This is a genomic window from Ilyomonas limi, assembly GCF_005233845.1.
In the GTDB taxonomy this organism is placed as follows: Bacteria; Bacteroidota; Bacteroidia; order Chitinophagales; family Chitinophagaceae; genus Ilyomonas; species Ilyomonas limi.
On sequence record NZ_SZQL01000011.1, the window covers coordinates 33,210 to 49,091 of the forward strand.

Here is a 15,882-nt window from a genome sequence, read left to right on the forward strand (position 1 = left end):
AATAATGAATGTGGATACAAGGCTCGTAAAAGAAAAGGAAGAAAACTTAGATGTAAAAAAGATACTATTTAAGTATCTAAGTTATTGGAAGCTTTACTGCATATGTATTGTTTTAGCATTACTTGGAGCTTTTCTTTTTTTTAGATACGCAACAACGCTCTATAAAATTCATGCACAGGTATTAATAGCGCAAAACCAAGCTAATAGTACAACCTCAAGTTTTTTGCAATCCAGTATGATGGAAGATTTTAGTGGACTGTTTAATATGACAAACAGTGTGAATGACGAACTGGCAATATTACAAACCAGGGATTTACTTGAGAAAGTTGTTAAGGACTTAAACCTTAATGTTATTTACCAGCAAAGCGGTGTTATAAATACAAAAGAAATTTATCAAAGGTCTCCTTTTGAGGTAAGTTATATTCCAGACTCAGATTCTGTTTTAACAGCAATGTTTTCAATAACATTCCCAAAAGATGCAAATTATCAAACGTATGAAATTGAAAGTAAAATAAGTGATTCAGATTTTCACGCAAAATCTAAATTCAATGATACTTTGATTACACCAGTTGGTAAAATATGTATAACAAAAACCGGGAAGCCCTTTGAAAATCTTGATTATTCTTTTGTTATTGCTTCACCAGATGAAGTAATTGAAAACTTGATCAAAAATCTGTCCCTTGCTATTCCTGATAAAGAAACAGATGTAATTACTTTAGATTTTGTAACTAACATTCCGCTTAAAGGCGAAACAATACTAAGAAAGCTGATTGATGTATATTTAAACCGCAACCTGAACGAAAAATATAGTATATCTGACAGTGCTCTTAGTTTTATTAATTCCCGCATAACCCTAGTAGCAGAAGATTTGAACAATATAGAGGGAGATATTCAAAACTTTAAGCAATCCAACAATCTAACAGATATTTCAGAACAATCTAAGCAGTTAGTTGCCAGTTCCAGCAGCTATTTAGATAAACAGAATGAAGTTGAAGTGCAGTTGAACGTTGTTGAAACCATGCTTAAATACATTCAAGACGAAAAAAATAATCATCGTCCGGTTCCTGCCCTTTTAAACGCAGATCCTATTTTTTTAGCACTTGTAGATAAATACAATACGGCTTTAGTACAAAGAGATAGGCTTGTACTTACTATACAGGAAAACAATCCGATAATACAAAATGCGGATGAGCAGATAAGCAATTTAAGGTCAGATATTATCAAAAGTTTGCAGAGCCAGGAGAAAGTACTGCTTATGAGCAAAAAGCAGCTTTCCTACGAAAACTCACAGTTCAGCTCACTCATAAAAAGTGTACCGGCACAGGAAAGGCGCTATGTTAACCTTTCGCGCGAAAGAGATGTTAAGCAGGCACTTTATCTGTATTTATTGCAGAAAAAAGAAGAAATAGCCATTACAAAGGCTTCTAATATACCAAGTGCCAGTGTAATTGCTAAACCAAAGAGCGAGTATGAACCTTACTTTCCCAGTAAATTGCTTACGCTCGCAATTGCTTTACTCCTGGGGGTAGGTATCCCCACAGGCATAGTAATGGTAACACAACTTTTAAATACCAGAGTAGAAACAAGAGAAGATATTGAAGAAAATACAGCCACTCCTATAATAGCTGAAATAAGTCATAGTGATCAGCCGGAAGTGATGCTAACAGACAAAGAAAGTCGCTCCGTAGTTTCCGAGCAGTTCAGGCTTATAAGAACCAAAATGGAGTTTTTGGTACCTGCAAAGAAATGTCCGAAAATACTTATCACTTCATTTATGCCTTCCGAAGGAAAATCTTTTATAGCAGCTAATCTCGCTCATATATATGCATTAGCAGGTAAAAAAGTTTTATTAATGGAGCTTGATTTACGTAAACCTAAGCTGTCTAAAATATTAAAGATGCCTAATAATACAGGCTTTACGAAATATGTAGTTCATCAAAAAAATTCTCCTCTTGATTATATACAGCAGGTTGGTGATTCATCTGTATATCTGATGGGTTCTGGACCTATACCTCCGAATCCCGCAGAGCTATTAATTAATCCTATTGTAACTACATTATTTAGCGAGCTTGAGCAACATTTTGATCTTATAATAATGGATTCACCTCCGGTGAGTGCAGTAGCAGATGCACGTATCCTTATGAGGTTTAGCGATATTAACTTTTATATAGTAAGGCAGAAACATAGTTATAAGAACAGCCTTAAAGCGACTGATGAGCTTATAAAGACAGAAAATTTATCTAATTTATACATAGTGGTTAATGATGTAAGGAAAGGTACAGCGTATGGATATGGATATGGATATGGATATGGATATGGATATGGATATGGATATTCTAGTTCAAAATAATGTATGTAAATTCAACAGTATAAATGAATAAAAATCTTTTTTATAGAAAGGTACATAAGCTTAAGAAGTTTAGTGTAGATAGTACAATTACTTGTAAGTATAAGCAGTAGAAACTATATTTCTTTGATGTTAAACTGTTTACTAAGTGAAGTTGCAAAAGTTTTTGAAGAATTCGTGGTCTACAAATCTGAAGTCATATTGATTTAACAAATTGGAAGTCTTTACCAGGAAGGATTAAGAGATTCCTATACATTATGTCGTAGTGCCTCCCAAATCTCGTTTATGAAAAAACTTTTGCAACTTCACTTAGAATGTAAAGAATTTAAATTATTAGAATGTATCTTTTACCCAATTTGATTATTCCAGGTGCACCAAAGTCGGGTACAACCTCATTGTGTGAGTATCTAAAACAGCATGATGAAATATTTGTTCCTACCATTAAAGAACCAAGATTTTTTATTAATGAGATAGTTAAAAATGTTTCAGAAAAAGATCCTTTGTACGAGAATTTGATCAGGTTAAGTGCTTTTACAGAAGAAAATTATAAGGAAAGATTTAAAAAGGGGGAAACCGCAAAATTCAGGTGTGATGCAAGTGTACATTACATGTACTACCACGAACTTGTTATTCCAAAGCTAAAAACTACAGTCGCTGATCCACATATAATAATCATGTTAAGAAACCCTGTAACCAGAGCTTTTTCCAACTATGTATTCTTAGCTAATAAACAAAATAACACCTTTGAAGATGGATTAAAGCTTGAAAATACAAGAAAAGCAGATAACTGGTTTGCCTTCTGGTATTTTACAGAACAAGGATTTTACTATGAGGCCGTTAAGAAATACATGCAGTCCTTTTCTCATGTTAAAATCATATTGTTTGATGAATTTAATAAAGATACCAGTGCAGTTGTAAAAGATGTATTTGCTTTTCTGGATGTAAAGGAAGTACCTATTGACACGGGGCGTATTCACAATAAATCTGGTGTTCCAAAAAATAAATTTGTTAAATGGTTGCTGTTTAATGACAATGTTTTAAAGAGTACTTCCAAAAGGGTATTTTCAACTTTTTTTGGTGATGCAGACAGGTATCGTTTAGCTTCTAAAATACGTAACAATTTTAGGAAAAATCCCGAATTGCGTTTACTACCTGAAACCCATAATTTTCTTGTAGATCTATACAGGGATGATATTTTAAAGCTTGAGGAGCTATTAAAAACGGATTTGAGCCAATGGCTAAAAAAGAAGTAAATGTTACCCAAATAATATGTTGCAAAAAATTGTAGAAGGCAAAAAATTCATCAGTAATAAGAAACATGTACTTATAGAATCCGGCTTTGCTTTTGCCGTTAGGGTGCTTTCTGCTTTTGCTACGTTTATTTTAAACCTAGTTATAGCCAGGCAGTTTGGATCATTTAATTCTGGTTATTTTTTTCTATGCCTCACCATTACAACAGTGTTATCTACCATTTTGAGATTTGGAAGCGATAATCTTCTCATTAGATATGCAGGAATTTATAACAGTAATAAAACCTTGCACCAACTTACCTTTTTAGTAAAAAAATTCGGTAAGATTTTAATTATTTTCTCAGTTGGTCTAACTGTATTGCTTTTAACCTTTAATTCATTTATAGCAACTTATTTTTTTAAAAAAGAAGAACTTGGGCCTATTCTTTTTTGGATGCTTCTATCTGTCCCTTTTTTAACTGTAGCTTTTTTTCTTTCATATGTCTTACAAGGTTTAAGAAAGGTTACTTTATCAGTTTCAATTCAGGGCATTTTTGTTCAGGTTGGGCTAAGCATATTGATATTAATACTAAAACCAGTGAGTGCAGTTGAGCTTGCCAAATTATATTTAGCAGCTTGTATTGCTAATATGATTGTTGCATTATTTGCCTGCAGGAATTATCTGCCTGCTCTAAAAGATAACGAAGGACAACTACCTCCAAATATTTGGAATGCATCCTATACGTTATGGATTTTTAGTATCTTACTGTTAGGAATTCAGTGGGGAGGGCAATTCATAGGAGGTATTTATATCAAGCCTGATGAATTTGCACAGTTTGCTATTGCACAAAGAACATCCGCACTTATATCGTTTATATTAGTAGCTGTAAATATGATAAGTGCTCCCAGGTTTGCCAGTTTATACAACCAGAAAAAGTATGAAGAGTTGAAAAAATACGCTATTAACTCTACACGATTAATGGTGCTGTTTGCAACTCCATTGGTCATTTTTATTTTACTCTTTCCCACATTTATACTTCAAGTGTTTGGAAAAGATTTTATTAATGCAGCGCCAATGCTTCGTATACTTTGTTTAGGGCAATATGTAAATGTGCTAACCGGATCTGTAGGCTACCTGTTAATGATGAGTGGACATGAAAAAGATCTTAAGAATATAACTGCAATTTTTGGTTCATTAGCCTTATTGCTAAATTATATACTTATAAAAAATTACGGAGCTTTGGGCGGTTCCATTGCTATTGCTTTATCTATTGCGTTACAAAATATCGTAATGGCAGGTATGGTTAAGAAGCGATTGGGATTTAACACTTTAAATATATTTCCTGTTAAAGGTAGATTTAGTTAAAACTGTATTTCATCATTTTAAGATCACTCTTGATGAGGAAGAAGGGATAGGTTATAAAAGCACAAGTGTTGAACACCCTGGGTAAAAATTCATTTACTGTAACAACAAACGAACCGGTTTCGCATAAATTACTGCAATTAATGACATCTATAATTACTCCATATTGGAAGCTTAAAACTAAAATTTTATTTAAACTAAATCGGGTTAATTATTCTACTTTCAAAACCAAGGGCGTTCCTTACATAAAAATTCACAAAGCTGGCAAAATTATTATTGGTAAAAACTTTAGAATGAATAACGGCTTTTCGGGAAATGTTATTGGCAGACAACAAAGATGCATTTTCAATGTAAAAGGAAAGCTGGAAATAAAAAACAATGTTGGTGTAAGCTCGCTTGCTATTGTTTGCCACAAGTTAATTGAAATAGGCAATAATGTATTAATAGGTGGTAATGTAGCTATCTACGATACTGATTTTCACTCTTTGAATTTTGAAGAGAGAACTGCTATACCGGAAGTAAAAACCAATGTTATGAGTAAAGAAATTATTATAGAAGATAATGTTTTTATAGGTGCTCATTCTCTGATTTTAAAAGGCGTAGTCATCGGACGGAATTCTATTGTAGGCGCTGGTAGTGTAGTAACAAAACCAATTCCTCCAAACGAGATATGGGCTGGTAATCCAGCAAAAAAAATAAGAAGCCTTACATCATAGTATTTTAGCTAGTAACCGGCATAACGAAAGTATACTGAACATCAAATCAAATAACCAAATTCTTTAAAAGTTTATATCTGTTTATAAACTTTTATTTATAATGAATATTTATTACATCATAACTTTCTTTTTTGTACTTATTTCCTCAAAGGCGAATTTCCTTTTCATAAACGATATATACTGGATTGTTTTTGAACTGATACTACTTTTCTTATGCTTCGAACAAAAAAAAATAAAGCTCAGGGATGCCAGAGTATTGCTGCTGTTTACCGTAGGTTATCTTTTACTTATAATGGTACGCAACCTTTACAATAAGTTATCTTTCGATTACATAGAAAGTGATATTCTGTACCTGATTAAGTACATCTTAGTTACTTACCTTTTTTGTGCATACTTAAAAGGAAGAGCAATAAAATATCTTGTAAAAGTTATTACAGACCTGGCTATTATTTCTTTGCTCTTTTATGCAATACAAATTACTTTGGGCGGTAAGGCTATATTAACCATAGGCAAGGCAATTCAAGGCTTTTTACCACCTATTCCCAGGTCAGATGAGTACACTAACTTTTTATTTTATACTTACAATGAAAAACATTATTTCCGGAATTCCGGCTTTTCATGGGAACCTGGGGCGTACGGGTGTTTTCTGATCATAGGTATTTTATTGCATCTATTTAACGAGAATTTTAAAGTAGATAAAAAACTAAAAATCTTACTGATTGCACTTTTAACAACCTTATCTACAACAGCTTATGCAGCATTTTTTCTAATACTTTTTATGTTTTACCGGGTAAAGGGTGGCAAAGTCAATTTTGGTATTGTTGTGTTGCTAATTATAGTTCTGGTACTTATTTATCAGGTTCCATTTCTTGGTGATAAAATAACTGATATATATTCTTCAGATCTGGCTGATTATAACGAACTCGATAAACTAAACAAGTATTATATTAATGCAGAAAGGCAAATACCCCTTAATCGTTTTGCCAGTATTTTGTTTGTTTATTATACTTTTGGTCTTAAGATGATAATGGGAATAAGCAATGAATATAAAGATTTGTATGTCAGCAAATACAATGTTAATCTCTCAAATGGAATTATGGATTTTTGTGCAAAATTCGGGTTAGTTGGTTTTATTTATCTTTTAAACAGATTTGCCAAATTTTGTAAACTTTTTCTCCGGAAAGGAGAATATGTATTCTATTGCATATTAATCCTTGTAAGTATAAGCTTTGGAGAAACTATACTTATTTTGCCCTTCTTTATTATGTTCATTTTTTTATACCATTTTGAAAAAAATGATTTATATTATTATCCCGGTTCATGATCGGTTACAGTACACTATAAACTGTATAGAATCCTTAATATCACAAAAAGAAGAAAAAAGGATTATCGTTGTTGATGACGGATCTTCTGACGGAACCTCTGCATACTTAAAAACCAACTTTCCTGATGTAGCTGTTTTACAGGGAGATGGCAATCTATGGTGGACCGGCGCTATGAATAAGGGAGTTGAATTTGTACTAAAAAACGCTTCAACAGAAGATGACTTTATTTTGTCTCTGAATAATGATCTTGTAGTTCCAAATAACTATTTAGATGAATTGTGCAAAGCCAGCCAGCTAAAGCCCAATGCTTTAATTGGATCTGTGACAGTTGATGTTGAGGAAAAAACATTTGTTCATTACGCAGGTGTAAAATGGAATGCTTATACCGGTGCAGCAAAACACAATATAACATCCAAAACAACTTTAAGTGAGATACAGAGAAAAAGCAATTTATTAGAGACTTCTTATTTACCAGGAAGAGGTGTATTAATTCCAATAAAGGTATTTAAATCAATTGGTTTGTACGATGAGGTTAACTTCCCGCATTACAGAGCAGATCATGATTTTTCATTAAGAGCTAAAAAAGCCGGGTTTGATCTGTTTATTTCATCAAAAGCCGTGGTATATAGTCATACGCAAGAAACAGGCTTGAAAAGAAAAAACTATAAATCAATAATTGAATATTTAAAAATCTCATTAACTTCTATGAAGTCTCCGGTAAACTTAAATAACAGATGGAGATGGGCTAAAAAGCATGCTAAGAGTTTTCCTGTTTTTTATTTTACGTTGGATATGACAAGAGTTTTGAAATCATTGTTACAAAAATATCTTAGCGCCTAAATCACCTTTATATGTAATCTGAATTTAGGAATATACTAATAAATATTTTATTAACTCTGCTGGTAATCTATTACCTATATATTAATCAGAATTATTGGGCTAATCTATAATGGCAAACAAACTTTTTTTTATCTCACGAGACGCTAACTGGCAACTGTATAGAAATGAAGTACTTACTTACTTTGCAAAAAAATATAATTATGATGTAACAATTTTATCTACAGGAATGCTTAAAGATTACCTGAAAGAAAATGATCGTTTAAAATACAAGCTATTTAAAAATTTATTTTCGCACCAATCAAAGACAAGCTTTTTTCCAGGGGCAATTACCTACATCATTAAACACAAGCCATCCTGTGTATTAGCACTTAATAATGCTACACAAATAACAGAATACATAGCTTGCATACTATGCCGAATATTAGGAATAAAATTCGTATGGTGGACACATGCTTACGACCATAAACCTATATCCAACAAATTTAAACGGAATGTAAAAGACGCATACGTGAAGTTTTTCCTTAGCTTAGGTAAGGCTATTATTACGTTTTCTCCTAAAGGAAAGCAATATTTAATTGATGCCGGTATTAAGAAAGAAAAAATTTTTGTTGCCCCCAATACTTTAGATACGGAACGCTTACTAGTTATAAATCATCAGGTGAGTTCTCAGCTTGATAAGGTTCAGTTCTTATCAGAAATATCACCTTTAATAAATAAACAATCCAAAATTTTACTATTCTCCGGAAGGTTAAACATTTATAAAAAAGTACATAATGCACTATATGCCCTTGCCGAAATCTTGAAAAGGGACAAAAACGTTCATCTGATTATTATTGGCGATGGCGACCAAAAAAAATCATTAACTGAGATCACCGAGCAACTTGGCATTACTGGTAATGTTCACTTCAGAGGCTATATTTTTGAGGAATTTGAAGTTGGCAAGTATTTTAAAGTCAGCGACTTATTTATAATGCCGGGCTATGTAGGGCTTGCTATTGTTCATTCCTTTTGCTTTGGACTACCGATAATTACTGAGAATATCAATTTTCACAGTCCCGAAATTCAATTTCTTAAAGATGGAATTAACGGATACTTTGTTCAGGAAGATAATAAAGAAGAAATGGCCAACAAAATTCTTGATGTGCTGCATAACGAAAATCTATTATCATCTTTGAGCAAGAATGCCTACGAGACTGTTTTAAACGAAGCTAGTATTTTAAACATGAGTGCTCAAATGTATAAGGCTATAAACATTTAGTCCGTAAAATGAAAACAGACAAGATAAAGTGGTTTCGCAACAGATTAGCTACTATGAGCGGGCCGGAAATTATCTTCCGGCTCCGTGAGTTTTTACAAAAAAAAAATGAAAAGCGAATTTATAAGATACCAGTTTCAGAACTTATAAATGTAAATTCTGCCAATTTAAACATAGACTACAATTCTTTTCCAGACTTTGAATACGTATATCATTTTTTTACCTTTAAGATTGATCTATCCAATGCTCTTGATTTTCATTTAGACATCTCTACAGGTAAACATTTTCCTAAAAAGTTTGCAAAAGAGATTAATATCCGTTCCGATGAATTTGGAAGTGCGAAAGTAGTTTGGGAAATTAATCGTTTAGAATTTCTACTTCCATTGGTATTATCATATAAAAAAACATCAGACAAGAAATTAATACAACTTTTTTGTGATATTATAACAGACTGGAATTTACAAAATCCTTACTTAGTCGGTGTTAACTGGTACAGTAATATAGAAGTCAACATAAGATTAATAAATTGGTACTGGTGTTGGATAATTTTAGATTCCGATGAAATCTGGCATTCTGATGTTAAGTACAAAGACTTCCGGGAGAATATTTGGTTGCCACTTATCTATAAGCATTGCTACTACAGTTACAAAAATCCCTCTCGTTTTTCGTCAGCAAATAACCATTTGATTTCTGAGTATGCAGGATTATTTATTGCTTCCTGCTTATGGCAATTTCCCGAATCGGCAAAATGGCGAAACTATGCTATGAAAGGTTTGGAAAAAGAAATCCAGATACAACACAGCAAAAATGGTATAAACAAAGAAGAAGCAGCAGAATATATACAATTTATTACAGATTTTTTCCTGATTGCTTTTGTTGTAGCGGAACAGCATCATATAGCTTTCTCGCATAGCTATGTAGCAATGCTACAGAGAATTTGTGACTACATTTATAACTTTCTGGATATAAAAAATCGATTTCCTCAGTACGGCGATGAAGATGATGGCAAATTGCTATTGCTACACATAAATCAACATGATAATAATTTTTCATCCCTATTAAATACAGCTTCTATCCTATTTAATAATGTTGAATGGAAAAAAACGGAAGCCTTAGATTTAAAGTCAAAATTACTTACCGCACATAGAGCTAAAAATAGCTTACAAAAAGCACATGGTACAACAGATACACAAAAAAGCAAACTCTATCCGGAGGAAGGGCATTTTATTTTAAGAAAAGTAAAAGATCAGAATGAAATATATATTCACTTTGATGCGGCTTCCTTAGGCTTTCTTTCTATTGCAGCACACGGACATGCAGATGCACTTTCTTTTATTTTACACCTCAATGGAATACCAGTATTTATTGATTCCGGCACTTATACTTATCATACAGAGCCGGAGTGGCGAAAATATTTTATGGGTACCCTGGCTCATAATACCATAAGAATTAATAAGCAAAATCAGGCAACTATTGGCGGTCCAACTATGTGGCTACAACACTATAAAACAACAGTAATAAAAAGTGAAAGTAATGAAGTGCAGGATACTATTATTGCTTCTCATAATGGTTATAAGCAGACAGGAGCAGAGCACATTCGTTCCTTTATTTTTGACAAGATAAATAACGTAATAACAATAAAAGATATAATAAATATTAAGGGAACTGAAAGCAAATTAATTGAACAGCCCTTTCATATCCATCCTGCCTGGATTGTAAAAAAAGTAACAGACAATGAACTTGACATTTACTCTGAAACTAATTCCAACATCAAATTGATTATTGATTCAAAGTTAAAACCCACGTTAATAAATGGGCAAACCTCACCTGAAATAATAGGATGGTATTCTTCTTCGTTTTTACAAAAACAACCCTGTACTACTGTTTTAAGCTCTTACGAAACTACTCAAACAATTATTTTTGAAACAGTGATTAAAATAGCACAATGAACATTAGCATTTTTGGACTTGGATATGTTGGCTGCGTAAGCCTCGGATGTCTTGCACAAAACGGTCATACGGTAATAGGCGTAGATGTAAGCGAAACTAAAATACAGCAGATAAATAATGGGGAAGCTACCATTGTAGAGAAAGATATAGACGACATTATACACCAGCAACGAAAAGCAGGAAGGATAAGCGCTACCAAGGATTATAAGCAAGCCATATTGCATACAGAGATTTCTATTGTTGCAGTGGGTACGCCTTCGTCGCAAAAAGGACATCTCAACTTAGAATACATTTTTAACGTTGCAGAAAATATAGGCGAAGTACTGGCACAGAAAGATGAGTTCCATATAATAGCCTTACGCAGCACCATCTTTCCGGGCACCTGCGAGAAGTTTGCACGCATTATTGAAGATACATCGGGCAAAAAAAACAATATTGATTTTGCAGTTGTAGATAACCCCGAATTCCTGCGCGAAGGCACTGCAGTAGCTGATTATTATAATCCACCGCTTACCCTTATTGGCAGCGATTGCGAAAAGGCTACCGAAAAAATGAAAGCCTTATACGAGCAACTGCCGGCAGAAATAATTGTAACAGATGTAAAAGTTGCGGAGATCATGAAGTATGTTAATAACACCTATCATGCACTTAAAATCTCTTTTGCCAATGAAGTGGGCAATATTTGCAGCAGTCTGGGTATAGACGCTTATAAAGTGATGGAGATTTTTTGCAAAGACCAACAGTTAAACATTTCCCCCTATTATTTCAAACCAGGTTTTGCTTATGGCGGCTCCTGCCTGCCCAAAGATCTGAAGGGGCTACAAACGCTCGCCCATGATTTATACATAAAAACACCCGTCATAAACAGCATTGATAAAACCAACGACATACAGATACAACGTGCAGTAGGCCTATTGAGCAAATATTTTGGAAAAAAAATTGCTATACTGGGTATTAGCTTTAAAGCCGGTACAGATGACCTGCGCAACAGTCCTTTTGTGGAAGTGGTGGAAATATTGCTGGGCAGAGGGTTTGACCTACGTATTTACGACGAAAATATACAGGTAGCACGGCTGACCGGTAAAAACAAAGCGTATATCGAAAGCAGGATACCGCACCTGGCAAAGTTACTTTCGCATGATCTGGATAAGCTGATACGGGAAAGTGATGTACTGGTGGTAAGTAATAAAGAAAGGGGAATAGAAAATGCTCTGCAACAGGTAAGCGGTAAAATTATTATTGACATGGTGCGACTACCGTACCTGAAGGAGAAAAACACTTATACGGGTATTAACTGGTAAAACAAAAAAATATTTTTGGATAATACAACTAATTTTGGAACTTATAATGTATAAAGATATTTAACTCATATAATACTTTAGTACATTGTTTACATGATTATCTTTGGCAGCAGGCGACCATCCGGATGGAGAAACACCATCTGATTGCAGTTACCGACGGTTACCCCACCCGCCGAAAGCTGAATATAATTATGTAGCATATTATCATTATCATTATCGTATGGAATCCAAATAGCATCAACATCATGTCTTTAGAATTGAAAGGAAAACACATTCTTATCATCGTTGAAAACCTGCCGGTACCCTTTGACCGGCGCGTTTGGCAAGAAGCTAATACCTTGAAAGAAAAGGGTGCAAAAGTGTCAATTATCTGCCCCATCATGCGGGAATATACTACCCGGTACGAGGAAATAAACGGCATATCTATTTACCGGCACCCAATTGGAATAGAAGCCAGTGGCGCGCTTGGTTATTTGATTGAATATTCTACCGTATTGTTTTGGGAAATGCTGCTGGCCTGGAAAATCTTTCTTAAAAAGAAGTTCGATGTCCTGCAGGTTTGTAATCCGCCCGACCTTGGTTTTGTAATTGCTATTCCGTTTAAGCTGTTTGGCGTTAAATATGTTTTTGATCACCACGACATTAATCCCGAACTCTATATTGCAAAGTTTAATAAAAAAGGATTTTTTTATAAGCTGATGCTGTTGTTTGAGAGATGGAACTTTAAAACGGCTGATTATAGTATTGCCACCAATGAGTCTTATAAACAAATTGCCATACAAAGAGGCAACATGCCTACGGACAGCGTAGCAGTAGTACGCAGTGGTCCTAAGCTAGACAGGCTAAGGATAACAGCAGGCAACAGTAAATATAAAAAGGGTAAAAAATACCTGATTGGTTACATAGGTGTTATTGGCGACCAGGAAGGTATTGATCTATTGCTGGAAGCCTTTAAGCTGCTGCTTACAAAAAGGCAAGACGTACAATTAGCCATTATTGGCGGAGGTACCAGCCTGAAGAATATGCAGGAGCTGAGCCACAGCATGGGACTTTCGGACAATGTAGATTTTTATGGCAGGGTGTCGGATGAATTGATGGTTGATATTTTAAACACCGCCGATATTTGCGTAAACCCCGATAAGCCAACGTGTATGAATGACCTTTCTACCATGAATAAGATCATGGAATACATGGCGCTTAAAAAACCAATTATTCAGTTTGATCTTAAGGAAGGAAGATATTCGGCCCAGGATGCCTCCTTGTATGCCGACCATGTAGAAGATTTTGCAGATAAAATGAACTTACTGCTAGATAATGCCTTACTAAGAAAGAAAATGGGTGATTACGGCTATCACAGGGTAATTAATGAGCTTTCGTGGGAACATGAAAGTAAAAAACTACTTCAGTTTTATTCAACCATTTTGGGTGTTAAAATCCAACCAAAACCGAGTTATCAGGAAAACCGAGTGAAGGTGCTTGTTGAAAAATAACATTAATTCAGCAGTTTTAAGAAGTACTTTTTCATATTGCACTGTATTCAAAACTGGCTCTCTTTTAAAGGTAAGTAGTTTATATTGTACTCCTTAGCCGTTTGGATTATTTGAATATACTACTTTTAACTCTTCTGTTTTGTTTTTGGTATTACATATTGCTATTTGGAAAGGCTTACTATTTATTCTTAACTTGCTTTTAGCGGGTGTGAATACCAAAGCTTTAAAGATGTGATTGCTTACATATAGTTGTTGTTTGTCACTTTTTACTTGATCAAAAAGTAACCAAAAAGTATGAATGCATTAATGTTTTTTCAATGGTATTCATGAGAACGCGCTTCGCTTAGTTCAAGGACGGCATGATCGCTCCGCGCATCCGTCCGGGCCTGTGCCTCCACTTATTCTAAATTGCACCCTTATTTTTAGATTTATAGCTTAGCTGATGAATGCTTGCGGACAGTTTAGATATTTTATCTCCGACAAAATATTTTCCATTATACAGCTATCTGTTCTACATTCTTCCTTGCGATTAGCATTTTTAAATATTTCCACTTACCGCATTTCTCTTCTTTTATACAAATTAAAATATAACATTTGCAAACTGATAATGCTTGTCGTGGCTGTTTAGCAGGGAATTCAATTATTCTTTACATGGATAAACAAACTCTTAAATGAACATACTTATTACGGGTACGGCAGGGTTTATCGGGTTTCATGTAGCTAATGCCTTTATACAGGCAGGCAATACCGTTACGGGCATTGATAACCTGAATGACTATTATAGCGTGGCATTGAAACATGGCAGGCTACAGGCGGCAGGAATAGACACTGCCAGTCTTCTTTATAACACTGCTATACAAAGCAGCACGCACCCCGGCTATACTTTTTATGTGCTCGCCCTTGAAGACTACCAGGCGTTGCAGCAGTTGTTTAGCGAAAAGCAGTTTGATATTGTTATTCACCTTGCCGCACAGGCAGGCGTGCGCTACAGTGTAACCCATCCACATGCATATATCCACAGCAACATGCTGGGCTTTTTAAATATACTGGAGTGCTGCAAGCAGTTTAACATTAAGCACCTGGTATATGCCAGCAGCTCGAGCGTGTATGGCATGAATACGGAGGAAACATTTTCTACCGGCGATCCGGTGGATCATCCCATCTCGCTATATGCCGCTACCAAACGCAGCAACGAACTGATGGCGCATGTATATAGCAATATGTACAGGCTGCCGGTAACCGGACTGCGGTTTTTTACGGTATATGGACCCTGGGGCAGACCTGATATGGCGCTGTCGCTTTTTACAAAAGCTATCCTTGAAGATAAGCCAATAGATGTGTATAACAATGGTAATATGCTGCGCGATTTTACTTATATAGATGATATTGTAGAAGGCATTGTACGTGTGGCGCAACATCCGCCTACAGGTGATGCAGACCTGTTTGCCAAAGCACCTGATCCGTCGTTTTCGTCGGCACCTTTTAAAATATATAACATTGGCAACAACCAGCCGGTAAAGCTGATGGATTTCATTGAAATTATTGAGCAAACTGTTGGCAAAAAAGCCATCAAAAACTTTATGCCTTTACAACCGGGCGATGTGTACAAGACATACGCTGATGTTACCCCTATAATAGAAGAACTCGGCTACAAGCCCGATACACCTGTTGAATATGGAGTGCGGGAGTTTGTACAATGGTTCAGGGAATTTTATAAGATGTAACAAAGTACATTATTAGCTACATGTACTTTATTTTAATACCATTTTGAATAATATTTCGCCATCCGGTAGAAGTTTTAGGTGAGTGGAGACATTACAGGTGTTTAGGAATTGATTTTGGAATTATAATCCATATTTACTTTTTTCTCTTGAAAGAAAAAAGTAACAAAAAAGTTCAAGGACAACCCGATCGCTCCGCGCGTTTGTCCGGGCCTGCGCCTCCACTTATTCTAAATTGCACTTCTTATGTTACCTGCAATGTAGTTTGACTTACATACCTTTTACTTCTAATATATTATAAAACATACATTTGATTACCGGCAAATAATGTAAGAGCACGATATAC

11 protein-coding genes are annotated in these 15,882 nt (G+C 34.8%); all 11 read left to right on the plus strand.

Annotated features, from left to right (window positions below; all coding sequences use genetic code 11):
- Positions 1–4: 4 nt before the first annotated feature.
- On the plus strand, positions 5–2,350 hold the full coding sequence (locus tag FC093_RS13970) for a GumC family protein (RefSeq protein ID WP_137262417.1): 2,346 nt from the start codon (positions 5–7) through the stop codon (positions 2,348–2,350).
- Between the two features lie 335 nt (positions 2,351–2,685).
- Complete coding sequence (locus FC093_RS13975; RefSeq protein WP_137262418.1) at positions 2,686–3,600, plus strand: sulfotransferase family protein; 915 nt, start codon at positions 2,686–2,688, stop codon at positions 3,598–3,600.
- Positions 3,601–3,616: 16 nt separating this feature from the next.
- Positions 3,617–4,942: an MATE family efflux transporter gene (locus FC093_RS13980; RefSeq protein ID WP_137262419.1), complete on the plus strand. Its 1,326-nt coding sequence runs from the start codon at positions 3,617–3,619 to the stop codon at positions 4,940–4,942.
- A 65-nt stretch (positions 4,943–5,007) separates the two neighbouring features.
- Entirely contained in the window at positions 5,008–5,655 is a 648-nt protein-coding gene (locus tag FC093_RS13985; protein ID WP_206106575.1) for an acyltransferase, read from the plus strand.
- Positions 5,656–5,947: 292 nt separating this feature from the next.
- On the plus strand, positions 5,948–6,979 hold the full coding sequence (locus tag FC093_RS13990; protein ID WP_137262420.1) for a hypothetical protein: 1,032 nt from the start codon (positions 5,948–5,950) through the stop codon (positions 6,977–6,979).
- Positions 6,951–7,820 (plus strand): glycosyltransferase family 2 protein, encoded by an 870-nt coding sequence (locus FC093_RS13995; RefSeq protein ID WP_170971089.1) that lies wholly within the window; start codon positions 6,951–6,953, stop codon positions 7,818–7,820. The genes FC093_RS13990 and FC093_RS13995 overlap by 29 nt, the downstream gene beginning before the upstream one ends.
- 109 nt (positions 7,821–7,929) lie before the next feature.
- Entirely contained in the window at positions 7,930–9,078 is a 1,149-nt protein-coding gene (locus FC093_RS14000) for a glycosyltransferase family 4 protein (RefSeq protein WP_137262422.1), read from the plus strand.
- Between the two features lie 8 nt (positions 9,079–9,086).
- Positions 9,087–11,024, plus strand: a complete 1,938-nt coding sequence (locus FC093_RS14005; RefSeq protein WP_137262423.1) for an alginate lyase family protein — start codon at positions 9,087–9,089, stop codon at positions 11,022–11,024.
- A complete protein-coding gene (locus tag FC093_RS14010; RefSeq protein ID WP_137262424.1) occupies positions 11,021–12,325 on the plus strand; it encodes a nucleotide sugar dehydrogenase in 1,305 nt (434 codons plus the stop codon). The genes FC093_RS14005 and FC093_RS14010 overlap by 4 nt, the downstream gene beginning before the upstream one ends.
- 245 nt (positions 12,326–12,570) lie before the next feature.
- Positions 12,571–13,815, plus strand: coding sequence for a glycosyltransferase family 4 protein (locus FC093_RS14015; protein ID WP_137262425.1), 1,245 nt, complete (start codon positions 12,571–12,573; stop codon positions 13,813–13,815).
- Between the two features lie 671 nt (positions 13,816–14,486).
- Positions 14,487–15,539 (plus strand): NAD-dependent epimerase, encoded by a 1,053-nt coding sequence (locus FC093_RS14020; protein WP_137262426.1) that lies wholly within the window; start codon positions 14,487–14,489, stop codon positions 15,537–15,539.
- Positions 15,540–15,882: the final 343 nt, after the last annotated feature.

What these genes read in the sequence shown, in the direction of transcription:
- FC093_RS13980 (WP_137262419.1), top strand. Translation starts at nt 3,617, where the DNA reads ATGTTGCAAAAAATTGTAGAAGGCAAAAAATTCATCAGTAATAAGAAA.
- FC093_RS14015 (WP_137262425.1), top strand. Translation starts at nt 12,571, where the DNA reads ATGTCTTTAGAATTGAAAGGAAAACACATTCTTATCATCGTTGAAAAC.
- FC093_RS14020 (WP_137262426.1), top strand. Translation starts at nt 14,487, where the DNA reads ATGAACATACTTATTACGGGTACGGCAGGGTTTATCGGGTTTCATGTA.
- FC093_RS14005 (WP_137262423.1), top strand. Translation starts at nt 9,087, where the DNA reads ATGAAAACAGACAAGATAAAGTGGTTTCGCAACAGATTAGCTACTATG.
- FC093_RS14010 (WP_137262424.1), top strand. Translation starts at nt 11,021, where the DNA reads ATGAACATTAGCATTTTTGGACTTGGATATGTTGGCTGCGTAAGCCTC.
- FC093_RS13990 (WP_137262420.1), top strand. Translation starts at nt 5,948, where the DNA reads ATGGTACGCAACCTTTACAATAAGTTATCTTTCGATTACATAGAAAGT.
- FC093_RS14000 (WP_137262422.1), top strand. Translation starts at nt 7,930, where the DNA reads ATGGCAAACAAACTTTTTTTTATCTCACGAGACGCTAACTGGCAACTG.
- FC093_RS13995 (WP_170971089.1), top strand. Translation starts at nt 6,951, where the DNA reads ATGATTTATATTATTATCCCGGTTCATGATCGGTTACAGTACACTATA.
- FC093_RS13970 (WP_137262417.1), top strand. Translation starts at nt 5, where the DNA reads ATGAATGTGGATACAAGGCTCGTAAAAGAAAAGGAAGAAAACTTAGAT.
- FC093_RS13975 (WP_137262418.1), top strand. Translation starts at nt 2,686, where the DNA reads ATGTATCTTTTACCCAATTTGATTATTCCAGGTGCACCAAAGTCGGGT.